Origin of the sequence: Chryseobacterium arachidis (assembly GCF_900129245.1) — a bacterium.
GTDB classification, from domain to species: domain Bacteria; phylum Bacteroidota; class Bacteroidia; order Flavobacteriales; family Weeksellaceae; genus Chryseobacterium; species Chryseobacterium arachidis.
On sequence record NZ_FQUT01000018.1, the window covers coordinates 35,896 to 62,810 of the forward strand.

Consider the following 26,915-nt stretch of genomic DNA (forward strand, 5'->3'; position numbering starts at 1 on the left):
TTATTTAAACTGTTTATTTGTGGTTAAATTTAAAATGAGTTTAAACAAACTTAATGTAATGAAACTATTTCGTAGACAAAAGACAGTTCTTTATGACCAAAGTAATTTTTATGCGTCTAAAATTTCCAATAGATCATTTTTTGTAAAGCCTTGCCAGGCGGATGCATTGGTTTTTATTAGGTTTTCTACAAGTTTACTTTTCTTCTTCTGAAGATTCATGATTTTTTCTTCTATTGTATCTTTGCAAATAAGGCGTACAGCAATTACATTTTTTGTTTGTCCTATTCTGTAGCTTCGGTCAATGGCTTGGTTTTCGGAAGCGGGATTCCACCAGGGATCTACAAGGTAAACATAATCGGCTTCGGTAAGATTAAGGCCTGTGCCACCTGCTTTTAGACTGATAAGAAAGACACGTATATTTTCATTGTTCTGAAAATTATTCACTTTTGAGCCCCGATCTTTTGTTTGCCCCGTGAGGTATTCAAAAGGAATATTTTTCCTGATCAGCTCTTCTTTTATCAAATCAAGCATTTCCACAAATTGCGAGAATACCAGAATTTTGTGCTCTTTCGATTTATTTTCAATCTGGTCTGTGAGAATTTCTATTTTTACCGCATGCTCATTAGAATGACCTTCTTTTAATAAAACCGGCGAATTACAGATCTGCCTTAGTTTCGTTAAACCAGCCAATACATGGATCTTGTTTTTTAACGTCTCATCATCTGAAGATCCCGATATATAATCGCGCAGCTCCTGCTCATAGGTATCGTATACCGCCCGCTGTTCCGAATTCATTTCGCAGTAAATCACCATTTCTGTTTTTTCGGGAAGCTCTTTGGCTACCTGCTTTTTGGTTCTTCTAAGAATGAAAGGTTTTATCTTTTGCTGAAGCTTAACAGCACGTTTAGTATATTCAAATTTATCGATTGGAATGGCGTAAGCATCTTTAAAATACTGCTTACTTCCCAATAATCCGGGGCAGGCAAAAGAAAGTTGTCCGTAGAGGTCAAAGGTATTGTTCTCAACAGGCGTTCCCGTCAGTACAATCTTATTTCTCGATTGTAATAATCTTGCAGCTTTATACTTTTCAGAATTTGGATTTTTAATGGTCTGTGATTCATCAAGAAAAATATAATTAAAATTAAACTTTTTTAAGAACTGAATATCCGAAAGCAGCATTCCATAGCTGATCAAAACCACTTCATACCGATGCATTTCATCGATGTTCTTCTTTCGATTTGTTCCGTAATGAAGCAGTATTTTGATGGAAGGAGCAAATTTTTCAATTTCCTGCTGCCAGTTGAAGAGTAATGAAGTTGGAACCACGATCAGGTTGGTGGTGCCTCCGTATTTTTCTCTTTGATATAAAATAAAAGCAATAATCTGGAGTGTTTTTCCCAATCCCATATCATCGGCGAGACATCCTCCGAAATTGAATTGATCGAGATGGGCGAGCCAGTTTAATCCCTCCCTCTGATAGTCCCGAAGATGAGCATTTAATTCAGCAGGAACAGGAATTTCAGGAATTTTTTTAATATCCGAAAATTGTTGGGCGTAATTCGTGAGTTCTTCATGCATTTCTTCACTCAGAATTTCTTTCTCAAAAAGACCGGATATTTCCGTAAAATTGATTTTTGGAATTTTTAATAATTCTTCATCAATATCGCCAACCTGAAAATAACGGGTAATTTTTTCAATCCATTCATCAGGTAAAATACCTTGGGAGCCGTCGTCCAGCTGTACAAATTTTGCTTTATTTCTAATCGCTTTGTGAAGCTGTTTTAAAGTCGCTTCTTTTTTACCGAAACGTACGCTTAATTTAGCATTAAACCAATCGACACCGCTTGTTACCACAATATTGATCTTGGCGCGATGCGAATTAATTGTAGTGCTTTTCAATTCATTAAATCCAAGAATTGTAATGCCTTCATTCCTCCAGGCTTCAAAGGCTTCCAGAAACCAGTTGTCGTCTAAGAATTTATCTTTATGAAGATAAAAATATTCATATCCTCCGAGCTGTTCTTTAAAATCTTTGTGCTGCTGCATCATAATCGAGGTGAATTGATCTTCTGCCGGAATATTCCGTTCTACTCTGAACTCATTTCCGTTCTGATCGGTATCAGAGAGTTGCTTTCGGGAATAAACGGCAACTTCTATCGATCCGTACTTCATTACCGGAGTCAGAGAAATATAATTTCCCTTTTGCTGAAGATAGATAATACGCTCTGTCTGAAAGCTTTTCTCTGCCAATTCCACAGGAGTTGCTTTGCGGATGTAGCTGTAATTAATATGAATGTATTGTTCTAATGATGACAAAACGGTTTTTAAAAATTCATCATATTTTGACTTGTGAATAATAAGAATTTCATTATTTGATTTAAAAAAACGGATCACACGTAGCAGATCGGGATTGTCGATAAGATGAAGGGTATTCTGATGATAAACAAACTGTTCATTTCTCAGGATAATATTTTTAAATGGAATGGAAGCATCATTCAACTGCAATTCTCCCGTAATTTCATAAAAAGGATTTTTTTTGAAAACACTAAGCTGTATTTCAGCTTTTAAAATACCGAGCTGTACTGAAACCAAAGATTTTGGGGAAACGGTTTCCGAAATCGTATGATCATGATAGTAAACAGCCAATTCCAAAGGATTTTGAGCAATAAGCTGTAAAGCCTTTATTTCTGCCGGACTTTTGTCTTCACTGAATTTAGTTTGAAAGGTGACAATCGCTGTATAAAATTTAATTTCCGAAGGCTGTTCGGCTTTCCAGATCAGATTCATGGGATCAACCCCTGTAATCGGATTCTTTATTTTTCCGTTTTTGGTAAGATCTGCTTCCATCAACGAAAAATTGAGCTGATTATAAAAACGATGTCTTCCGATCACCAATATTTTCTCTCTGGCGGTATCCTGCGCTGCCATTTCTTCCAGAATTGATGGTTGCTGAGGAAGAAGCTCCTGTTTAAAAACCTCTTCATCCATTCGGACAAGCTCTTTGATTTTAGGCTGAATATCCAGTTTTCCATCCTTATATTCCAATTGAAAATAAGCATCCAAATGAGGTTCATTTTCCAGTCCGAAACCTTTTGCTGCAACCAGCAAAGTTCGCTGTCTCAAGTGATGATCAAAAAAAATCCGGAAATTTTTCTGCTCAATAATGGCATGGATAATTTCAGTCTGATGCTCGCACAATTTCTGGCTTTCGTTATCGCAAGAACAGGCAGTCATCAATGAAGAGCCGACCTGGCTTACAGAAACGTTAGGATAATCAATCGTAGAAATTGATTTCGTAAAAACTCCCGCATTGCATTCTAAAGTGAGAGGGTAGATTTCCTTAAAATCTTTATTCTCAATGAAACCCGCATTCTGAGTATGTTTTAAAAGATCATATACCGAAAGTGTGGTGATATTCGCATCCGGTAAAATATATTCTTTAGGCAGCTTCATGAGTTCGGCAGGAAATGATTAATTAATCTGCCAATTTACATAAAAATGGTAAGTTTTGAATTCAAAAAGAGTAAAGAATAAATTTTAGAATCTGTTTAAATTGGATAAAATTTTTATTTACACAGTATTTTTTAGAAGGTAAAGACAAATAAAATTTGCGCCGCTAAGCTTGAAAAAAGAGCTTCATCAAATCAACTTGTTGATTCTTCTTTGCTCACTTAAATAATTAAGTTTTTAAATAAAATCTTTGCGTCAAAAAATGAGTGATGATTTTAACAATTAATCAAATTTTGATCGATTCTTAATATTTTAAAAAGGATACATCTCATCTGAACAAAAATATCCTTTCTGATAGTTTAGAAAGGATAGAAATATTGTAACGAAAATAATTTCAATTATTTGTTTCCACTGAAATTTGCGGTTGTCTGTACAAATACCTTTTCAGTTTCATGATCGGAAGATAGGTAAACAAAACAGAAAGTAAACCTGCCAGTAGACCTACTAAAACAGCCATTGCCGTTGCATCAAGCTTATAATGTTTTGAAAGAATAAACTGAGCAAAAAGTAAGCTGGATAAAACCAGTAGACCGGAGACCAATCCGTGAAGAATGCTTAGTTTTGTCATTAATTTCTTTACATTAAGCTGATCGTCCACCGCAAATTCAATCGCATTCTGACTGGCGGCATCTGTTACTCTTTTCATAATATCTATGGTGAGAACAACGGGTAAAAATATCGCCATTGGCAAAGTTAATCGCGCCAAACTTTGAGTACAGGCGAAAAAATGAGTATATCCCAATTCGTTGAAACTTGCAAGAGCAATAATAAAATTAAAGACCACATTCGGAAGGGCATAGATGATCATCCGTTTTCTCAGAAAGCGGTTCAGAGTTGTTTTTTTGAGCGGTTTTGGTTGAGCTTTTTTTATTTTAAATTTCATGAAATCAACAGATCCATAGCTTTATTTTTTATTTTAACCGAATCTTCTTTGGAAAGAAAATCCTCATTCGACATAAAGGTAAAATCCATTTCCTGGTTGAACGTCGTTGTTACTAATGTATTGGAATTCAGCCAAGGAAATGCCACCGTCGGACTAATAATGGATTCTACTTTAAAGTTCTTATGATCATTCGGAATATTGATTTTTCCCATATTCGACAGTGTAATGTCGTGTCCGCCGTTGCTGGATTTTAACATCGAAATCATACGCTCCACGATCGGGTGCATCTGTTCGCCCATCCACAACAGTTCTCTCGCTTCCATATTTTCAATTTTCTGCAAAAGATCTTTCTTAATATACTTAGAATTTTCCAAAATATCTTGATTCCCTTTTTGTAAAGAAAGTTCGACAGTTGGAGCAAAAGCAAACAAATGATCCTGCTGAATTTCCGGTACAAAATGACGGACATCTACCGGACTGATCACCTTTCGTTTCGCCTGTTTTCCTTTGATTTCCTGAAAAGAATTCATAAAAACCGAACACAGCAACGCATGAACAGAAATTCTGTTTGCTTTACATTTTTCGGTGATTTTTTTCGATGTTTCTGAATTTAATTTCCAGTGTATCACGTAGTTTTTACCTAAATTTCTCTTTTTGCTTTTTCTTTGAGTCAGGAAAAAAAGCTTTGCCATCATTAAGTAAAATCGGGCCTTTCGTTTCTTTTTTTTAAGATTAAAATCAGCAAGGAGAAAATCATTCACAGAATTGAAGGTTTGATAAGACCCCAGTTCAACATACGGATCATCCAATACAGCAAGAATCTCACGCATCAGCGTTACAAGCGAAGTTCCGTCGCAAATGCAATGAGGCATCACCAACAGAATTTCAGAAATATGTTGACCTTTCACCCAAACGAGTTGAGCCAAAGGTTTTTTAGCCTCTTCAAAAATCCTGTACCATTCTTTTTCAGACTCGGAAAGCCAGTCTTCATTGGTTTTTCTTTCAAAAATTCGAAGCGGAATGGCGGCAATTTCTTTTTCTTCTACAAAAACGGGATACTTTTTACTTTTATCGATTTTCGATCTCAATAAAGGATGTTTTTTCTGTATTTTATCTAAAGCAACTCTAAAATTTTCCTCAGAAATTTCTCCGTTGATCTTTGCGGTAAATACACAGTTTAAAGGTGTTTTAGCATCAACATACATGATCCTTTCCACCATCATCAGTTGTCTCATGATACGGCTAAATATTCAAGTTGTTGTTTTACGATTTTCACCATTTCATCACGGATCGACAAGGCTTCCACATAAGGTAAATACCCTTCACTTCCCATGAAAGAAAAATCCATTTCCCCTCTGAAAGTAGAAGTTACCATCGTCGTCGTATTTCCTAAAGGTCCTATTACGGACGGGCTGAAAATGGTTTCCAGCGAGAATTCTTTATACTGATGTTCAATCTGAATACGTCCCAAATTAGAAAACATACAGTCGTTGGAAGATTTTCCGTTTTTCAATAATTTGGTGAAATTCGATAACGCATCATGCGCCGATTCCATTACCATCATCGTGATGTAAGGATTGAGTTTTGATGTCTTTTTGTCCGCTGATTTTTGCATCAGCTTCAAATTTTCTGTAAAACTCAGCTTATGATCAGAAGACAGTACGATCATTAATCCGAAAGCAAAAATATGATCGTTTTTAATCTGAGTCGCAAAACGTCTGATATCAACCGGACAGGAAACTTTATTAAAAGCACCTTCACCTCTCACTTTTTTAAAAGCCTGAAGCAAAGCTGCACTCAAGAAGGTATTCACCGTCACTTCATTTGCTTTACAGTAAGAAACCAGTTCCTGACTCGTTTTTGAATTAAATTTCCAATGAATTAAATAATCGCTTTGTCGGTCAATCGATTTTTTACCAACGGGAATAAATTTAATCGCCGTTGCAGCCAGTCTTCCGATCGTTTTTGCTTTAAATTTTTGCCCGAAACTTGAAAGAATATGGGAAGGAACCACATCCTGAATTCCCAAAATCGGATTTTCAACACCGATATCCGCTAAAGGATCATTTAAAACTTTTAAAAATTCATCCAAAACCGACATGGCGGAACCACCGTCGCATAAGCAATGATGGAAAACAAACATCATGTCCGAAATTTCTTCACCTTTGATCCAGACAAATCTCATGAACGGCTGTTCTCTGTAATTGAACATTTTGTACCATTCTTTTTTCGATTCTTCCAGCCAGTCGTTTTCTTCTTTTTGGGCTAAAATTCGGATCGGGATTTTCGCTTTTTCCGAAACTTCAAACCACGGAATATTTTTTTCATCATGTTGGATAACAGCCTTTAACCACGGATGTTTTTCCTGAAGTCTGTCCAAGGCATGCTGAATTTCTTTTAAAACAAATGTTCCCCGTAACCTGAAAGGAATTACCGTATTGAAAGGCTCTGTACCGTCTCCCAAAAGCATTCTTTCGCCAAATAACAATTTTCTTTTCATAGCTAAGAGCTATTTAAATTTTACAATATAATTTTTATTGCCTTTCTTTTAATTTTCTTAATTAAAATAAACTTTGTTTATTCTTATTCTAACATTAAGATTTTAAGTAAATGAAGCTAAATATGATGAAGAAATCAATAGATTGATTTTTATTAAGTTTACTTAAGCCTTAACTTCTTAATGTTTAAAAAATATCAAATTTAAGCGTGCTCTATATCTCGACCAATGATTCCTGCTGAACGAAGTTTTCCAGCAATTCTACGGCACGATCGTTTCCGCCTGCATTGAGTAAACTTGCCTGAACTTCTTTCGCTGCGTTTCTGTACATTGGATTTTCCAATAATTCAAAAATAGTTTGTCGAAGCGTTTCAACACGTAATCTTTTATATCTGATGCTGATTCCGCAGCCTGCTTTTTCGATCAGTTTTGCAATATGAAAATGATCGTAAGCAATGGGTGTAATCAGCATTGGTAAACCGTTGGTAAAAGTATCGTTTACCGTATTAAAACCACCATGACAGATCACCGCATCCATGTGAGGCATCAAAGCTGATTGAGGTACAAAACTACTCACGATGAAATTGGAAGGCCATTCTTCAAAAATTTCGGGTGGAGTAGCGGCAATAATTGTTACAGGCTGATCTGCAAATGCAGCGATCACTTTTTCGAAAAATGCTTTTCTGATATCCACTAAAAGAGTTCCTAATGAAACAAATATTTTCGGAGTTGTTGAAGCGTTTAATTTATCCCAGTCAAAAGGTGCCGGATTGGGACGACCTTTTACGGGACCCACAAATTCCATGTGAGAAGGAACGGTTTCAAAATCAGCAAATTTTTGAGAAGTAAATACTAAATTCAAGTCATGAGAATGAATAAAAATTCCGTCATCCTCGATGCCAACTTCTTTTTGAAGATTTTTAATTAAACTTTGCTGCCATTCGAAAATTTTCGGTGCACTGTTCGCGGTATCACCCATCACATCAGGCGGAACAGGCGTTGTCGTTACACACGGAATATTGTTTTTATGAGCGAAAAGGGCTCCTCCAAAAGTGATGCAATCATTCACGATAACGTCCGGTTGCCATTCTTGGGTGAGTGTTTCCAAACCGGGCATCATCATTTTAGCGAAGGGAACATAGGTTTCTTCCAAGGCCAGCTTCATCACTTCAGGACCTGAACAAGAGGGACCATCATCCTGTCTTTTTAAAATTCTTGCGATCTCATCCTGATACGGAATTAAATCCTGTTCAGGATAAAAATAACTACCTCCTTCCGGAATATGTTTTTGATCTAAAGGTGTAATTCCGAACCATTTTACTTCGTGACCTCGGGAAATTAAACTCGCGCCAACGCTTAAAGTCGGGCTGATGTGTCCGAAAAACGGGGGAATTACGAATAGAAATTTAGATTTCGGTTTTTCAATTTCAGCAGTTGGAATTAATGCTAATTCAAGTAAATAGGCTGCAGTTTTTGTACCTCCGGCTTGTAAGAAAGATTCACGGACAGCTTCGGCAGCTTCACGGTAACCAGGATTGTTTAAAATTGTTTTTACGGCCTCATTCAGATGATTGGCTTTAAATCTGTTGAAATTTAAGCGTTCCCCGGCTCCTGTACGCACAACGCGACCTGCAACATGAGATTGATCGTAAGCAATCGGAATCACAACCAAAGGCAGTCCGTTTGAAAGTGCTTCCGAAACCGTATTATGACCTCCGTGAGAAACAACTCCGTCCAAATGTGGCAGAAGGTCCAATTGTGGAACTTGTTGATACACCATAAAATTCTGCGGCCATTCTTCGAAAAGCTGTGGATCTGAAACGACAATAACCGTGAGATCTTCATCTTTAAAAGCATCAACCACTTTTTGGAAAAATGCTTTTTTGTGATCATGATCGAAAGTTGTTCCGATACTGACCAGAATTTTTTTCTTTGAGCTTTGATGAAAGGTTTCCCAATCAAATTCACAGGAAATACGGCGCTCGGTAAGAACCGGACCCGTAAACTGGAAATTGGTCGGAAGATCCATTTCGCCAAAGAAATATCTTGAAGTTAAGACCAATGTCAGAAGATCTGAACAGTCCAATGCTTTATCACCATCAATGCCTAATTCTTTTTGTAAGGCGATAACCTGTTTTTCTTCCCATTCATGAACTTTCGGTAATTCGTCCATGATTTTAATGGCAGCCGGGGCGGTGACTGTAGTAGAATAGGGAAGTCCCATTTTTTTGGCAGCAACCGCTGCGGCAAATAACTGATGATCGCCGATCACCATGTCGGGTTGGTAAAGCTTAAGTAATTTTACAATACCGTTATAGCAATGTCTGTTTAAAGGAATCAGTACTTCTTCGTAGAGAAATTTAACGCTGTCGATTCCGTAGACTACTTTTTTAGAGATGATATCGAGATAGTTTTCACTTTCTCTTTTTTCTTCGTCGGTTTGATCGTATTCAATCAACAATAATTCTCCTCCGACAGGAAGTTTTGCACTTAAATTTTTGTCAAGACTGATCCAGGCTACTTCATGCCCTCTTTCCAGAAGGGCAGCACCGATGCTTAACGTGGGATTGACGTGACCCGTCAAAGGTGGAACAACAAATACAAATTTAGCCATGGTTTTGTGTCAAAGTTTTTGATAAGTTTTTAGATAAAAATTCAGCCATTTTTTCTGCGATCAGGGCCGGCTCCTGAATCGGGATGTTGTGATCTCCTGGAATTAATTTTAATTGAGAATCAGGAATTTGATCGTTCAGCCATTCTCCGGTTGCTCTGCAGTTGGAATCTGAACCGTACAACAATAAGGTCGGAATATGTATTTCAGATAAATTTACCTCACTCAGGAAATCTTTTTCCCTGATCATATCCGCTTTGATGCTGGTTTTGTTGAAAAGGAACTCATACATGCGATGGTTTTTCTCCATCTGCCTTTTGCCCATCTGTACTTTCGTGGTGTCTGTAAAATTAGCCACATAATGCTCCAGAAATTCCTTGCTGTACTGATCGATAATTCCTCTGGCTTTTTCATCCTGAGGATCAGGAGCTTCCATCACAATGAGCTGATTGATACGGTTTTGATAGTTTAAAGCCGTTTTTAAAGCAATTAAGCCTCCGAAACTATAACCGACAAGATGTACTTTTTCAAGCTGTAATTCATCCATTAAAGCGATCAGATCGGAAGACATATTTCCCAAGTCGTAGCCGTCTTCAAAACGTTCGCTCATGCCGTGGCTTTTCAGATCGTACATCACCACATGAAATTTTTTTGCTAAAACCGGAGCAATATTAAAATAATAAATGGACAGATTACTGAACATTCCGTGGATCAAAACCACGGTTTGCTCAGCACCTTTATTGAGTTCCTGAATATGAACTTTTTTATGATTGATTTCGATTATTGGCATTCGTAGATATAATTGATGATCATACGTAAATCCAGGTTGATCAGTTCATCAAGATCCATCGAAGACAACCATCCCGTAAAGTCGATCTGGTCACCAAAATGAGCCTTGATTTTCTCTGAAAAAGACACAATTTCAATGCTGTCCATTTCAAGGTCTTTTGTGAATGAACTTTCCGGGGTAATATCCATTTCTTCCGCAAATTCCTCACCGATAACTTCTGTGATAAATCCTTTTAAAAGGGTGAATAATTCTTCGTGATTTAATTTTTCTGTTGTATTTAAAGTGTCCATCCTATGATATAATTTTTATGTTTAATGGTTTTGATTTCTGTTTGATTGATCCATAAAGAATCTTCTGTAATTTTCTCAACTTCGAACTGTTTCGGATTTCCTTTTAATCCGGTTCCCAAAAACTTTCCGTAGGCTTCTTTGGCTACCCAGAATTTGGTCGTCCATTCTGCCTGATCTTTGTCTTTTAATAAAGTTAATTCGTGATCTGTAAAGACTAAATCGTAAAATCCGGAGCTGCGTTCTTCAATAATTTCCATATCAATTCCGACCTGTTTTCCGCTTCTTGCAATTCCGACTGCATCTTTTCCTTTATGTGCTAAAGAAATGTGAATGTCTTTCGTAGAATCTCCAATTAAGAACGGTTTTCCAACCTCATCTTTTCCAATTTCAAAAGTAATCGGATAACAAGGATGATCTTTTTCCTTTTTAAGAAGATTTCTAACGGCATCTTTCACCGCCACTCGGCTTACCATCCAGCTTTTCCTCTTGTTCGGTAAAAGTGTCTGATGGTATTGCTTTTCGGTTTGATTAAAATATCTTTTCAGGATAAAATCCCACGACGCCACTCTTGAATACGCCTGATGGAAGAAAAATATTTCAGGCGCAATTTCTTCGGAAAGACGATTGTGCAAAGGCGACATTGAGACATTCCACAACGCGGCATCGATTTCCAGACGACGGTTTTGCCATCCTGAAATCAAGCACCAGACTTTTCCGTCTTTTTTTAGAACGATATCCGCAATTGCAAATTCGTCATTTAATTCTGTTAAACTACATGTGCATTCAAAAATTCCGTCCTGATCATGCAGATCTCCGAAGAATTCAATGTCTTTGATTTTTACAGGGAATGCAATTCTGTCTTTTGTTAATGTTAATTGAAGCCAAAGCCCAAACAATTGTCCTGCGTTATCCAAAAGAGAACCTTTTCCGCCGTTCCCTTTGATCTTTCCGACAATTCCTTTCGTTCCAACTTTTGAAACTTCCGTAATTCCCTGATATTTTTCACCATGAAACATATGCATCTCATAGATTTCTTCAGGTGTTCTTTCGATTGGCAATACATCTCCAACTGAAAGATTGATATTCGGGATATGGCGATCTGTTGAGGTTAATAAAACTTCTGCATTTACAAAATTTTCGATTTCCAAATAGGCGTGATATCTTGATTTCCATTCACCTTTTACGGTTTTTTCGAAAGGTTTTGCCACATTCATCCATTGGAAAACGCTTACATTCATGATCTTATGAACTTTACTGCCTGAAATTTCTGCCTGAGCAATTTCCGCCAGCTGTTCAAAGATCATCGTCATCGGAATAACTGGTTCCATATCGGCAACTGTTGGCCAGCCTTTTGGCTGTCTCAATAAGCTGTGATCGATCAAGTAAGGATGATTTTCTAAATCAACATGCAATGTTTTTGAAAAATCTTTACTCGCCGGAACAGTTATTTGAGGAACAATCGGTGCCGGTCTTGAAACTTTGATTTCAGGGTTCTGGAATAATGTTAATACCTCTTCCTGCATGCTGATCATTTCTGCAATATTTTCCTGAAATGCCTGAACAAGCGGATGTCCTGTTTTAGCCACTGAAACATTTTTTTGTTTCGGAACTTCAACGGTTTTTGCTAAATTTTTAATTTCCTTGAAATCACGGATAATTGGCGAACCTAATTCGAGCTTAATTCCTTTTCCAGATGATGTTTTTGAAGAATTTTGAATATCTAAAAAGTCTAAAGCAATCGTTTTTCCTTCCACAAATAAAGCGGCAACCACACGTTGTAACTGCGCCAATGCAGATCGTACAGGCGTGCTTGAAGCAATCGTACTGAATGCTTTTCCTTTCAAAGTATCATCAATAAATCCGATCAATCCTCCGGTTCCAACCTGAATGAAAAATCTTGCGCCTTCTTCGTACAGTTTATCCGTCAGTTCACGGAAACGAACGGGTTCCACAAGATGTTCCGCACTCAGTTTTCTGATGGATTCCTGATCTGCCGGATACGGTTCTAAAGTTGTTGCCGACCATAACGGAATTTTCGTTTTCTGAAACTGTGCTTTTTCCATTCCGGCTAAAATCACATCTAATTTATCAGCGATAAAAGGTGAGTGAAACCCTGATTGGAAAGGCAATATCTGATGAAATATCTGTTTTGATTTTAATATCGGAACCAATTCATCCAATGCTGCATTGCTTCCGCAAAGAATCACCTGATTCGGACAATTGTCATTGGAAATGTACACGTTTGGAATTTCTTCGATGATAGGTTTAATGGTTTCAATTCCGGACCCGATCGCGATGAATTTTGAATCCTTTAATTCAAACGTTTCGGGGTTTAAAACATCAATTAATGCCTTCACAGAATTCACTTCTGCCAGTTCCGAAGAGTAGCCCGCGAGCCATTCTCCCAAACTGTGACCTGCATTCATATCGGGAATAATTCCTAATTTTTTTAATGAATTATCCAAAATGCTGCAGTTGTTGAAAATGTTCAACGCATCATTCAATAAGCCTTCACCTTCCGTTTCTATCGGAGCTGTAAGATTAAAATATCGGCTTACACTTTCAATTTCACCTTTTGCCAACCCATCTAAACCGGGGAATACAAAGGCTACTTTTTCTCCGTTTTGAAGCAAAGGTGTATTGGTGTACCAAATATCCTGTTTATTTCGCCACGGATTATTTTTAGCAACAATTTTCGTCGCTTTTTCTATTCTTTCTTTAGTGGGTTCAAAAACCGCAACACGGAAATTCCCTTCACCAATCGTTGTTTCGTTATTTTGTAAAGCGGCTAATAATTCTTCATGCGTTGGTCTTGCCAGGATCAGAACTTTGTCTTTTTTAGGCAAATTATAACCTTCCAAAACCACATGCGCATTGATTCCTCCAAACCCGAAAGCATTCACTGCCGCAACTTTTGGCAATCCGGTTTTTGACCAGCTTTTCGCTTCCTGAACAGGTTCAAATCTCGTATTCTGCATTTCCGAAGTCGGAGTTTCGCAATATAATGTTGGCGGCAATGTGTCGTGATGCAAAGCCAGACAGGTTTTAATTAAACCTGCAATTCCGGCAGCGGGCATCGCATGACCAATATTTGATTTTACAGAACCGATTCCGGCAATTTTAGCATTTTCTTCTTTTCCGAAAAACTGAGCTAAAGTCTGCAATTCGGTTTTATCTCCCAACGGAGTTCCTGTTCCGTGAGCTTCAAGATAACCGATCTGCTTTTCATCCAAATCTGCGTTTGTCCAGGCTTGTTGTAAAGCTTTTAACTGACCCTTTACAGAAGGACTCATTACGCTGGTTCCGTTACCATCACTGCTGATTCCGACTCCTTTGATTACGGCATAAATTTTATCCTGATCTTTTACAGCGTCTTCCAGTCTTTTTAACACGACAAATCCACAGCCTTCACCGATCAATAATCCATCGGCATCATTGCTGAAAGGTTTAATTTTTTGTTGTTTTGATAAGGCTCCCAATTGAGAAAAAATACTCCAGAACGCAGCGTTTTGTCCGGTATGAACTCCGCCTGCGATCATTATATCTGAACGACCTCTCTGAAGTTCCTGAACAGCATGATCCACTGCTAATAAAGCACTTGCACAAGCGGCATCAACGGTAAAAGCTACACCTCCCAAATTGAATCGGTTCGCAACCAAAGAAGCAACTAAATTAGGAATCAATCCCATTGCTGTATCGGCAGCAAAACGTCCTTTTTTTTCCTGAAAAGCGTGTTTTACTTTTTCGATATCTGCTGAAGAAACTTCGGGTAATAATTCTTTTAATAATGAAGAAATCTGCTCACCTGTTCTTACAATTTCAATGGCACGAGTCGCGCCGGGACCTGTATAATTTCCTTTTCCGATGATAATTCCTGCTTTTTCCAAGGAGATATTTTTCCTGAAAATTCCTGCATCGTCTAAGGCTTTCTGAACTAAATCTAAGGTTAATAAATGATCAGGTTCTGTTCCTTCAACTGCTAACGGCAAAATACCGAAAGAAGTAGGATCGAATTCATAATCAGGGATAAATCCACCGCGTTGGCAATAAAAACGGTCGACCGAACCTGAATGATCACCAAAGTGAACAGGATCAATACGATCGGCCGGCGCCAATTGGGTAGAATCTACTTTATTGACAATATTCTGCCAAAAAGTTTGGGCATCCTGCGCCCCCGGAAAGACGCAGGATAAACCAATTACTGCAACATCTGTTTTCTTCATACGTTTTTACTTAAAACAGAGATTACCAATTACTTCCGGACATGATAAGTACCTGACTTTCTGTTCCGTATTTTATTTCATTCAGGAAAATTTCCTTCCCCTGATCCAATGGAATAAGAGAAATTCCTCTTCTTTCGTATTCAGATTCCAAAGATGATGAAACCATTCCTGCGCCTTTCCACGGACCCCAGTTGATGGAGATTACTTTTCCTTTTAATTTTTTATTTAAAGCATTGGCGTAATCGTCCAAAACGCTGTTTGCCGCTGCATAATCCGTTTGCCCTTTATTCCCATACACCGAAGCAATACTTGAAAATAACACCACAAACTGGCAATCGGTACGAAGTTTTTCAGCCAATACACGAAGCGGTTTTACTTTCGTGTCAAAAACGCGTCCGAAAGAGCTTGTTGTTTTTTGTTTGAATAATTTATCTTCCAACAATCCAGCTCCGTGAATAACGCCGTCTAAACGGTTGTATTTTTCGTAAATGCTGTTGATTAATTCAGATAAACCATTTTCATCACAAAGATCTAATGACTGATAAACAATGGTATTTCCCAATTGCTCCATATCTCTTATGGTACGCAATATCTGATTGTTTTTATAAACTTTTATCGTTTCTTTTTCGATCTCAGAAGGCGAAGTAAATGTTCCGGATTTGATAAGATAAGCTCTTATTTCTTCCTTAGTTTTAAATGCTTCCAACTCATTTTTTGTCGCTTGATTTCTCGGATCAGCTGATCTTCCGACCAAGACATACGTACAAGGATAAGCCTGTGACATATGTTTTACCAATTCGGAAGTGATTCCCTGCGCACCGCCAAGAACCAACACCACGGAATTTTGATCCAATTGAATTTGAGCCTCACTTAAACCAGTTGACAAAGGCGACGGAATAATATCTACTTTGTGTCTTTTGTCGTTTTTATAAATAACTTCTGCAGGTTTATCTTTCGTTAAAATTTCCTTTAATGTAATTTCTGCAATCTGCTCGATTTGTTGAGGCGATGTTAAGCTGATTAATCTGCAATTGGTCTGTTCAAATTCACGAGCAAGGCTCTTGAAAAGTCCTGGATGTCCCTTATAATGGCGCAAGAGGGTAGTGTCTGTCAATTCCTGAACGTGAGCCGGAATATCGGAAATAAGATAGATCCATTGTGCTTTATCAAGATCCATTTTTTTGATTAAATCAACATGATCGATGATGTTGTGATTCGCAGAAGATGAGAATAAATCAAGAATAATTAATCCGTCAAAATCCGTTAAATCTTTATCAGAATCAATCAATTCTGCATCCGCACCATGTTTTTCAAGCTCATTTTTAATGGCTAATGTCTGATTGTTGTCATTCTGAGTGATGGCAAAACGCTTTCCTTGTAAAATATCTGTGTTTTGAGGCATAGAAATTTCGGTTGGCGTTAAATCAAAACGAAGGCGTGATAAATTATTAGCTGAAACATTTGAAATAGTTTCAGAATCGCTTGATCCGCTCATTTCGTGAATCCAGCTTGCCAAACCGTTCAATGTTTTAATGGCTGCTAATTTTTCCATTAAATCATCTGCCTGTTCCAGATCCTGCCCGAAACCTATCTTTGTTTTCAGATCTGCAATAATTTCCATTCTCTTGATAGAATCGATGCTTAAATCCGCTTCCATATCAAGGTCCAGTCCTAACATTTCCTTTGGATAGCCGGTTTTTTCACTTACAATATCTAAAATTTCAGTCTGAAGTTCTTCAAGTGATAACGTTTTAGACTGAGTTTGAGCATCCGATGTTTTAACTTCTTCAACAGCATTTTTCTGAGAAGCTGTTGAATTTCCGGTGTATTCTGTAAACCAGCTCACTAAACCATTTAAAGTTTTGATGGCAGCTAACTGTTCCATAATCGTATCTTCGTTGGCCTGATCGATTTTTAAACCACCCAATTCGTTTTTAAGCGTTCCGATGATCTCAACTCTTTTAATGGAATCGATACTCAGATCGGCTTCAAGATCCATTTCCATACCCAACATTTCCTGAGGATAGCCAGTTTTATCACTTACAACCTGCATTAATAAAGCTTTTATATCTTTTACAGGAGCCACTGTTTTCGCAGGAATAATTACTGTTTTTTCAGCACCGTCACTGATTGGCGAAGAAATGACAGGAGCCTGATTATTTACAGGAATCTGAACCGGTTGAGTATAAACTGGTGCCTGATTTACCTGTGGATTTTGTCCTAAAAAGGAAAGCATCACATCACGTTGCGCCTGAATTATCATTTTCATGCTGTTTAAATATTCCTGAAGCATACGTTCTGCGGTAGATGAGCTTTCAGTTGCAGGAGCCTGAGTATTGTTGGTAAAGTTGTTCATTTGGATTGGGTTTATGATTGGTAATGCACCGTTGTTGGGAAGTGCGCCCGTCGTTGGATGTGCAGTTTGCCCGTTCACACGCCAGATGGCAGGATTTTTCTTGTAAAGTTCAGGCTGATCGATTTGGATAAGTCTAGCGTTACGTCCGTTGAAAAGATTAGCAATGTTAAAGTTTCTTCCCGTTCCTAAATATTGAGCCAGCATGGAAAGAAGATGAGTAAGTTTGTTACCGTTGCTGTCTTCCACAAATAATGTCAATTGATCTTTGTCTAAGCAAGATTTTGTTAATCCCGTCAAAACTTTACCCGGTCCAACTTCGATAAAAATTCTTGCGCCATCTTCATACATTGCCTGAAGTTCTTCAACAAATCTTACAGGCTGTACCAAATGATCGGTCAGTCTTTCTTTTATTTCTGAAGCATTTGCAGGATAGATTTCTGCCGTCGTGTTTGACCAAACCGGAATCTGCATTTCCTTGAAAGCAATATCTTTTAAAACATCAGCATATAAGTCTTTCGATTTTGCCAATAAAGGACTGTGGAATGCACAGGCAACTTCCAGTTTTTTCGCTGAAATTCTTTCCTGTTTCAAAACTTCCATTAATTTGTTGATCGCTTCCGTACTTCCTGCCACAACACATTGAGTCGGAGCATTATAATTAACAGGATAACAGCCTTCTGTCTGATCTAAAATTGGCTTTAAAATTTCTTTGGTAGCACTCACAGCAATCATAGAACCTGGATCTCCGCCTTCAACGGAATCCAAAATTGAATGAGCTCGTTTAGTACTTAATTCAACCAATTTTTCTTCTTCAAAAACACCGGAGAAACATAATGCAGGTAATTCTCCATAGCTGTGACCTGCCAACATATCCGGAACAATTCCGATAGATTGTAAGAATTTAGCCAGAGCCAGATCAACAATTCCTAAAAGCGGTTGTGCTAAACGTGTGTCTTTTATCGTTTCTTTTTGCTGTTTTAAAGCTGATTCATCAAAAGTTTTTGAAGGGAAAATTACTTTTTCCAGTTCAGGGTGTGAATCGATCAATTTTCGCATTTCAGGGAACGCTACGAATAAATCACGTGCCATGTTGATTCGCTGACTGCCTTGTCCAGGGAACAGGAATGCTACCTTTCCTTCTTTTTTATTGACTGTAAATGTGTCTTTGCTTTCAATTCCGGATAAAGCCAGTTCGATATTCATCATCAAATGTTCTGCCGTATCTGCGACAATGCTTAACTGAACCTGCTTTTCTGAACTGATCGCCAAACTGTACGCAATATCTTTTAATGAAATGCTGTCATTGATTTCAAGCAAAGATTTAATCTGATTCAATTGAATTTTAGCTTCATCATAGGTGTCTCCACGGAATACAAATAATTCTGAAGGCCAAGATTTCAGCACCGCAGAATCGTCTTCTTTAGGATGATTGGCAATTACGGTATGGAAATTTGTACCTCCAAAACCAAAAGCGCTGATTCCTGCGTAACGGTTTTTATTATTCCATAATCCTGTTTCTGAGTGAAAAGCAAATGGACTTGTTACCGAATTATAATATGCATTAGGTTTCTGAAGGTGAAGGGTAGGAGGTTTTACACCATGATACACTGCTAGGGAAGCTTTAATTAATCCTGCCAATCCAGCCGCACATTTTGTATGGCCGATCTGAGTTTTCACAGAACCTAAATGAGTCTGTCCCGGCAAAGCTCCCGAACGGCTGAATAAATTCGTTAAAGCACTCAGTTCAGTTTTATCTCCAACAACAGTTCCTGTACCGTGAGCTTCAACCAATCCAACAGATGCAGGGCTGATTCCTGCTTGAGTATACGCTCTTTCCAATGCACGAACCTGTCCGATTTTTCTTGGTGCTGTAAGTCCCAGAGCCTTTCCGTCACTTGATCCGCCAACGCCTTTGATTACCGAATAAATGCGGTCGCCGTCTTTTAGAGCATCTTCATATCTTTTTAATACTAAAATAGCGACACCTTCTCCGAGGGCAATTCCGTCTGCCTCGCTGTCGAAAGTTGAGCATCTTCCTTTGCGGGAAAGTGCGTGTGTGCTGGAAAACATTAAATAATCATTGATTCCGTTATGTAAATCCGCTCCTCCGGCAAGAACCATGTCTGATTTGTTTAAAATCAGTTCCTGACAAGCCAGTTCGATGGCCGCCAAAGAAGAAGCACAAGCTGCATCTACGGTATAGTTTCTTCCACCCAAATCTAAACGGTTGGTAATTCTTCCTGCAATTACATTCGCTAAAATTCCCGGGAAAGAGTCTTCTGTTGTATGTGGAAAGGCTTCTTTCACTTCTTCATGAAGCTCTCCGAAAACCTGCTTGTAATATCCTCTGAAGCTGTAACTGTTGGCCAAATCATTTCCCCCTTCAGCACCGATGATTACAGAAATATTTTCTCTGTTGAAGTTTTTTTCTCCATAACCGGCGTCTTCCATAGCACGTTTTGCAACCAATAACGTTAATAATTGTGTAGGTTCAATCGCTGCCAGAGATTGTGGCGGGATTCCGAATGCCAGCGGATCGAAATCAATTTTTGGAATAAATCCTCCCCATTTTGAATGGGAGACATCGGCTTCATTGGAATCCGGTTTATAATAAAGTTCTTTATTCCATCTTTCATCCGGAACTTCCGTTACACTGTCTTTTCCTGTAATGATATTTTTCCAGTATTCTTCCAGGTTTTTAGCTTCCGGAAATATACATTCCATACCGATAATAGCAATATCCAAAGGTTTTTCCACTGAAATTGGTTCTTCCGGCAACGTTGCATTTTGGATATAATCGAAATTATTAACCGCTACATTTTCATGAAGTTCAGCCATGGAGATTACTTTATCATGCATTGTTGCCACCTGACCGATCATATACATTCCCAGATCCAGCTGATCTTCTTTCGGAATATTAACTAAATGGTCTCCTTGACGTTCAACGCCTTTTGCGGCAATTCTTAAACGTCCTACATTTAATTTTTCAAGCTTTTCCCAGACTTCTTTTTTGTCGGTTCCGGCTTCTAAAAGTTTTGCTTTTTCAGTATTAAAATATTGTGCAAATGCCGTATCTAAACAACGGGTTTCGTGTCCCGGAGCGGTTTCCAGTAATACGGTTTCTTTTGCCTGCATTGCCTGCAGCTGGAATTCTTCCTGAATGGCTCCGCAAGAGACGGCTTCTTCCGTATACAAATAAGCGGTTCCCATTAAGACTCCGATTTTTACACCTCTCGCAGCCAATGGAGCTGCCATAATGGAAACAAATGCTGTTGAAAAATCATTATGGATTCCCCCTGCGAAAAATACGCTGATATTTTCAGGGTTATCTTCTTTTAAAATTCTTTCAATCTGTTTTTCCCAAAGAACCATGCTCGAAAGCGGGCCAACATGACCCCCACACTCTCTTCCTTCAAATATGAAATTTTTAGCACCTTCTTTTAAGAAAATATCTAAAAGGGCAGGAGAAGGAACGTGCAGGAAGGTTGTAATTCCGGCTTTTTCAAATACTTTTGCCTGTGCCGGTCTTCCTCCTGCAATTAAAACAACGGGAGGTTTCGCTTCTAATATATATGAAGTCTGTTCTTCTCTCAATTCCTGCGGTGCAAAACCTAAAATTCCTACTCCCCAGGTTTTTTCGCCGGCTAATTTTTTAGTATCCATTACTAAAAATTTTGCCGATTCACCTTTTAATAAAGATAAGGCAATGAAAGGTAAAGCTCCCGCTTCTGCAACGGCATTGGCAAAGGACGGAACATCGCTTACACGGGTCATTGGTCCTTGTGCAATGGGATATTTTATGCCTAATTCTCTTGCTAAAATGTTATCATGGTCTATTACCTGAAGCGCTTTTGCCTGTCTCAAATGACCAAACATAGCTTCCTTAAATCCGAAAACTAATTTTTTCAACGTTTTAAAATCCTCGTACAAATCAATCGCTAATGAAATGTCTTGGCCCATTGGAATATAGCTCTTGCTGATATCAAGATCTGTAAAATATTCTTTAAGCTCTTCTGAAGTAATATTTTCCGGTAATACGGGAGAATTCGGTCTTGCCAAGACGCGGTGATCGGCAATTATTTTAGTTTCGGTGCCGTTTAGTTTTGAACAAAGCTCTTTAATGTCTTGAGGAACATTACTTTCCGGGAACAAAGCTAGCTGACTATCCAGAACAATTCCAGCTGCTCCTAAAGCTTTTATGGCGGCTGCAGTATGAAGTCCGATTCCTCCTTGTACCCAAACAGGAATACTGGTAATTTCTTTAATAACACGTTGAAACAATACAAATGACGATTCGTAACCAACCAAACCTCCTGCTTCATTACCTTTTATAATGATGCCTTTTGCGCCCAACTGTTCAGCTGATCTGGCATCTTCTATATTGCTGACCTGATAAATTTTGGCAAGGTTTTTGTTACTGTTCAACGAAATTCCAAAGGGTAAAATAATCAATTCTGCCTTTTCCGGAATTTGGATTGAACTTAGTTTTTCGTTACTCAGATATACACCGTAAGCGGGGATGTCTGTTTCATTAAGCTGATTCAGCAAAGTCTGAGCGGCTGATAATTCGTTTCCCAAGCTTAGAACGGGAAATGCACCTGCCTGATACAACGTAGGGATGAGATTGATGTCAGGTTTTTCAAAGGGTGTTATTCCAATAATGGTCAAGTTTTTCATAACATTCATAATGACTAAATAAATAACAGATTCACCAATACAAAAAGCCGAGAATCCGGGCATGGACTCAGCAATTTTTTTGGCTCAAAAAATCATATAAATTCGGTACAATTTATTCTAAATAACATTTTTATTCAAAAAGTATTGATTATTAAATTGTTAATAATTTTGTTAATTTACATTTTTATCCTTGAAGAAAGAGTGGTACAATATGAATTATTGTAATTATAAATGTTTATAATTAAATAGTGTAAAACAAATATATAAAATAAATAATGAAATATTTCAATAAATAGAGATTTGTTTTTCAAATTTTACACAAAAATAATATACCTACTTGTAACATATAATTTAAAAATTGTGTCAGGAATATGATTAGTCTTTATAAGACAATACTTTAGAGAAAATATCTGTTAAAATCATACGAAATAAAAAAGAACTTGTAAATGGGTTAAAATTAAAGAACAGTTTAAAATAATTTAATTGCTTTTATCATAATTCTAATCAGAAAAGTTGATCACTTGTCTTGCGAATACGGATTGTACTGTTAACTTAATCAATGTAATCGATTAATTATTTAACAAAAAACACTAAAATGTGAATTATGGCAAGTATTTTGTTACGAAAATCCTGACTTTACAAATCAAATCACCAAAATTTTAAAATATGAAAATCAAACCTTATCATTTGATGATTATCTCATCTGTTCTTTTTTCAAGCTGTTTAGACTCTATCGACGAAACTATTGACAATGGAACGACGTTTCCACCGGTAGAAACAAATCCTGCCAATACAAATTATCAACCTGCATTCCCTGGACAGACCCGGGCAAATGGTGTAAAAACGGTAACGCCTTATGTGTCTGAAGTGCTGGCTTCTTCATTATCTTCACCTTGGGGAATTACAAGCTTACCGGACGGGAGATTGCTGATCACAGAAAAGACAGGAACAATGCGTATTGTAAGTACTTCTGGTACCGTAAGTAGCGCTATTACCGGGCTGCCAGCGGTTAATTCCAATGGACAGGGCGGTTTGCTGGGTGTATGTGTTGATCCTCAGTTCAGCTCAAACAGAATGATCTATTGGGTTTTTTCTGAAAATGTTTCAGGGGGAAATGTAACTTCTGTTGCAAAAGGAAAACTGTCGAATTCTGAAGCAACCATTGAAAATCCGGCTGTTATTTACAGGGCGAATCCTTCCGCAAACGTAGGAAACCTGCATTATGGAGGAAGGATTTTATTTGACAGTACGGGAAATTTATTTGTAAGCACAGGAGAACGTTCGGACATGTCTACAAGACCTTTGGCACAATCGGCAACGGCAGCCGTAGGTAAAATCCTTAGAATTACAACCAGTGGTCAGCCGGCACCGGGGAATCCTACATTCAGCCAGTCGGGGGCTTTGCCGGAGTTATACAGTATCGGCCACAGAAATCCTCAGGGAATTGCCATTCATCCTGTAACCGGAGAGTTGTGGCAAAGTGAGCACGGCCCTAAAGGTGGTGATGAAATTAACCGTGTTCAGGCAGGTAAAAATTATGGATGGCCTACCATTACTTACGGAATTGAATACAGTGGGGCAACCATCGGAGACGGAATTCAGCAAAAGGCAGGAATGGAGCAGCCTGTATATTATTGGGATCCTGTTATTTCGCCAAGCGGAATTACTTTTTACAAAGGAAATTCAGTGCCTGAATGGCAAAATAATCTTTTCGTTGCTTCATTAAGCGGAAAACATATTGCAAGACTGGTCATCAACAATAATCAGGTGATAGGAGAGGAACGTCTTTTGGCTAATGAAAATCAGCGTTTCAGAGATATTACACAAGGCCTGGATAATAATCTTTATGCTGTGACGGATGAAGGGAAGTTGTACAGGATTCGTAAGCAATAATTGAAGATATCTAAACGTATAAAACACCTAAATTTTAGGTGTTTTTTATTATGATAAGTATGGGTTTTATTAGGGAAATGATTAATTAAACTTAAACTTCGCCCGAAACTCCAGCGGAGCCATACTCGTTTTCTTTTTAAATAAAGTACTGAACGATTGCGAATGTTCAAACCCCAGAGCATATGCAATTTCACTGATTGATAATTGCGTGGCTGATAGTTTTTCTTTAGCCTTACTGATCAGTTTTTCATGAATATGCTGTTGAGTATTTTGGCCTGTATGGATTCTTAAGAGATCACTTAAATAATTTGGTGAGAGGTTCATTGCTTCCGCTAGTTGCTGAACGGTGAGGAGTCCTTTTTCTGCAGATTCTTCTTTATCGAAATAGTCATTTAGATATTGCTCAAATTTCGCCAATAGCTGATGGTTTCCGTTTTTTCTTGTGATAAACTGTCTTTCGTAAAAACGGTTGGAGTAATTCAGCAACAGATCTATTTGTGACAGGATAATTTCCTGAGTATGACGATCAATGTGCTGGCATTCTTTATCTATTTTATGTAAAATTTCAATCAGATCTTTTTCTTCGTCTTCAGAGAGGTGTAATGCTTCATTCACGGCGTAAGAGAAAAATCCATAACCTGATATCGTTTGTGCTAAAGAATGTTTCAATAAAAAATCTTCATGAAAGACCAAAAGATATCCTTTTCCGACGCAGTCAATAGTCTGTAAATCGAGGTATTGTATCTGATGCGGAGCGGTAAAGCTTAACACTCCTTTGTCATAATCATAATGCTGCTGTCCGTACCTCACTTTTCCCGTGGCTTCTCTTTTCAGGGCAACACAGTAAAACCGGTTCATAAAACCCTTCCAGATATCGTCTTCGATAAAAGTGCTGTCGGATAGATTAATGACACTTACCAGAGGATGTTTAGGTTCCGGCAAGGATAATAAACGGTGGAATGCGGAAACGGATGCAATGGTATTCATACTGCAAGTTAATAAAATTAATAGTCTAAAAGTCCCATACTGAATTCGTCGTAAGGCGCTCCGGTATCGGTTCCTAAAGGTACGATACTTTCCAGTTTCTGAAGGTCATTTTCAGTTAATTCTATATTGGCAGATGCAATATTCTGTTCTACATATTTTCTTCGTTTTGTTCCCGGGATCGGTACAATTCCTTTACTCATGATCCATGCTAAAGCCAGTTGTGATGAGGTAACCTCTTTTTCTTTTGCCATATTTTCGATCGCTTCCACCAGTTCGATATTTTTATGGAAATAATTTCCCTGAAACCTCGGGATTCCTCTGCGGAAATCATTCTCCGGCAAATCATTTACGGATTTAATCTGTCCTGATAAAAAACCTCTTCCTAACGGTGAATACGCTACAAAACCAATTCCCAATTCTTTTAATGTTCTTAAAACTCCTTTTTCTTCTACCGTTCTTTCAAATAAAGAATACTCGCTTTGTACTGCTGTAATCGGATGTACTGCGTGGGCTTTCCTTACTGTTTCAGAAGACACTTCAGATAATCCTATATACTTCACCTTTCCTTCTTTTACCAGATCGCTCATGGCACCTACCGTTTCTTCAATCGGCGTGTTTTTGTCCAGGCGATGCATATAATACAAATCGATATAATCGGTTATTAAATTCTTCAAAGATCTTTCAACAGCTTTCTTTACATAGTCTTTTTTGCCGTTAATAGCCCAGGTTACTTTATTCTGATCGTCAATTTCCCAGCCGAATTTTGTGGCAATAATATATTCATTACGCTTAGTGCCGATTGCTTTTGCAATTAACTGTTCGTTTTTTAAAGGTCCGTACAGATCGGCGGTATCCAGAAAATTTCCTCCCAGTTCGAATGAACGGTGGATGGTAGCAATGGCTTCCGTTTCATTGGCCTCTCCGTACATATTGGCTTCCTCAAAACCTGTCATTCCCATGCATCCCAAACCAATTTTAGGGATTTCCAGACCCTGATTTCCTAATGTTATGTGTGATAAACTCATCGTGTAAATTTTTATTGATACAAAATTCAGAAGAAATCATGAACACGGTGTATGCAAAACCAAGACTCTTGTATGTAAATTACGGATCAGTAAGATTGATGAGATTTAAATAATTAAAAGTAATTCTTACTGTAAATTGTTTTTACTACATTTATCATCAAACCCAGAATAACAGAATAAAATTTCAAAGTATGAATATCAAACTCAATTCAAAAAATGCGCTGGTAGGGGCGGCAACACAGGGAATAGGAGCAGGAATTGCCACAGAATTGGCAAAATGCGGAGCCAATGTAACGGTAATGGCCAGAAATGAAGAAAAACTGAAACATTTTACGGCATGGCTTCCGGTTGTTCACGGAGAGCAAAAGCATCAGTACTTAGTGGCAGACTTTTCAGATTTTGAAAGTTTTAAAATGATTATTGCTGAATTTTTTAATCAAAACGAAATTGATATTTTGGTTAATAATACCAACGGTCCAAGTCCAGGGTTGGCAAAAGATAAGAATGTTGAGGATTATCAGACCGCTTTTGACCTGCTTTTCAAGACCGTTTGCGAAACAACTAATCTGGCTTTGCCTGCCATGATAAAAAAGGGGAGTGGCCGCATTATCAACGTATCTTCATTATCGGTGAAGGAACCTATTCCTAATCTGGCGCTATCCAATTCTATCCGTTCGGCGGTGATTGCGTGGTCGAAAACGCTTTCTCTGGAAGTTGCGAAGCACAATGTCACCATCAATAATATTCTTACAGGCTATTTCGATACAGAAAGAATCAAAAATCTTATTGACCATGAGGCTCAGCAAACCGGTGCATCCATAGAAGAAATTAAAAAAGGAAGGGAAGAGAAAATCCCGATGAAAAGATTGGGGAAACCTGAAGAGTATGGCCAGTTGGTATCTTTTCTTGCTTCCGAATATGCTTCTTATATCACGGGAACAAGTATCCCATTGGATGGCGGCTTGAATAATACTTATTAATAAAAGCACAATTTAATAAGAAAAAAAATTAAAAACAGTTAAATAAGGTTAAAAAAAGACCCATCTATTCCAATTGTAGTGAAATTATTATTTCTTTGCAGTGTTTTAAAGGTAGTAAATAAATTATTCAGTTAAAACTCAATAAAAAAACAAATAACCGGGAACAAAAGTTTTTGCTCTCGACATCAAAAAA

The 26,915-nt window shown here is 37.9% G+C and carries 13 protein-coding genes; 2 read left to right on the plus strand and 11 right to left on the minus strand.

The window, feature by feature from the left end:
- Positions 1-108: 108 nt before the first annotated feature.
- From BUA89_RS20790 to BUA89_RS20830, 9 genes are all read right to left on the minus strand, one after another.
- The gene (locus BUA89_RS20790) at positions 109-3,453 is read right to left on the minus strand and encodes a DEAD/DEAH box helicase (protein ID WP_072963455.1); all 3,345 of its coding nucleotides are present in this window, start codon (positions 3,451-3,453) and stop codon (positions 109-111) included.
- Positions 3,454-3,844: 391 nt separating this feature from the next.
- The gene (locus BUA89_RS20795) at positions 3,845-4,318 is read right to left on the minus strand and encodes a hypothetical protein (RefSeq protein WP_228420655.1); all 474 of its coding nucleotides are present in this window, start codon (positions 4,316-4,318) and stop codon (positions 3,845-3,847) included.
- Between the two features lie 71 nt (positions 4,319-4,389).
- Positions 4,390-5,628 (minus strand): condensation domain-containing protein, encoded by a 1,239-nt coding sequence (locus tag BUA89_RS20800; RefSeq protein WP_072963462.1) that lies wholly within the window; start codon positions 5,626-5,628, stop codon positions 4,390-4,392.
- Complete coding sequence (locus BUA89_RS20805) at positions 5,625-6,893, minus strand: condensation domain-containing protein (RefSeq protein ID WP_072963466.1); 1,269 nt, start codon at positions 6,891-6,893, stop codon at positions 5,625-5,627. Before BUA89_RS20805 ends, BUA89_RS20800 begins: the two co-directional genes overlap by 4 nt.
- A 211-nt stretch (positions 6,894-7,104) precedes the next feature.
- Complete coding sequence (locus tag BUA89_RS20810) at positions 7,105-9,504, minus strand: glycosyltransferase (RefSeq protein WP_072963470.1); 2,400 nt, start codon at positions 9,502-9,504, stop codon at positions 7,105-7,107.
- Positions 9,497-10,291, minus strand: coding sequence for an alpha/beta fold hydrolase (locus BUA89_RS20815; RefSeq protein ID WP_072963473.1), 795 nt, complete (start codon positions 10,289-10,291; stop codon positions 9,497-9,499). The genes BUA89_RS20810 and BUA89_RS20815 overlap by 8 nt, the downstream gene beginning before the upstream one ends.
- Complete coding sequence (locus BUA89_RS20820; protein WP_035662076.1) at positions 10,282-10,581, minus strand: acyl carrier protein; 300 nt, start codon at positions 10,579-10,581, stop codon at positions 10,282-10,284. Before BUA89_RS20820 ends, BUA89_RS20815 begins: the two co-directional genes overlap by 10 nt.
- Positions 10,569-14,804: a type I polyketide synthase gene (locus BUA89_RS20825; protein ID WP_072963476.1), complete on the minus strand. Its 4,236-nt coding sequence runs from the start codon at positions 14,802-14,804 to the stop codon at positions 10,569-10,571. The genes BUA89_RS20820 and BUA89_RS20825 overlap by 13 nt, the downstream gene beginning before the upstream one ends.
- A 22-nt stretch (positions 14,805-14,826) precedes the next feature.
- Positions 14,827-21,837 (minus strand): type I polyketide synthase, encoded by a 7,011-nt coding sequence (locus tag BUA89_RS20830; RefSeq protein WP_143152416.1) that lies wholly within the window; start codon positions 21,835-21,837, stop codon positions 14,827-14,829.
- A 666-nt stretch (positions 21,838-22,503) separates the two neighbouring features.
- Between BUA89_RS20830 and BUA89_RS20835 the strand changes: the two genes are divergently transcribed.
- Positions 22,504-23,730, plus strand: a complete 1,227-nt coding sequence (locus tag BUA89_RS20835) for a PQQ-dependent sugar dehydrogenase (protein WP_072963480.1) — start codon at positions 22,504-22,506, stop codon at positions 23,728-23,730.
- Between the two features lie 81 nt (positions 23,731-23,811).
- On the opposite strand, the gene BUA89_RS20840 is transcribed toward BUA89_RS20835, so the two are convergent.
- Complete coding sequence (locus BUA89_RS20840; RefSeq protein WP_072963483.1) at positions 23,812-24,717, minus strand: helix-turn-helix domain-containing protein; 906 nt, start codon at positions 24,715-24,717, stop codon at positions 23,812-23,814.
- A 17-nt stretch (positions 24,718-24,734) separates the two neighbouring features.
- Entirely contained in the window at positions 24,735-25,742 is a 1,008-nt protein-coding gene (locus BUA89_RS20845) for an aldo/keto reductase (protein WP_072963486.1), read from the minus strand.
- Positions 25,743-25,933: 191 nt separating this feature from the next.
- Here BUA89_RS20845 and BUA89_RS20850 point away from each other — a divergent pair, with 191 nt between their 5' ends.
- Positions 25,934-26,722, plus strand: a complete 789-nt coding sequence (locus BUA89_RS20850) for an SDR family oxidoreductase (protein WP_072963489.1) — start codon at positions 25,934-25,936, stop codon at positions 26,720-26,722.
- Positions 26,723-26,915: the final 193 nt, after the last annotated feature.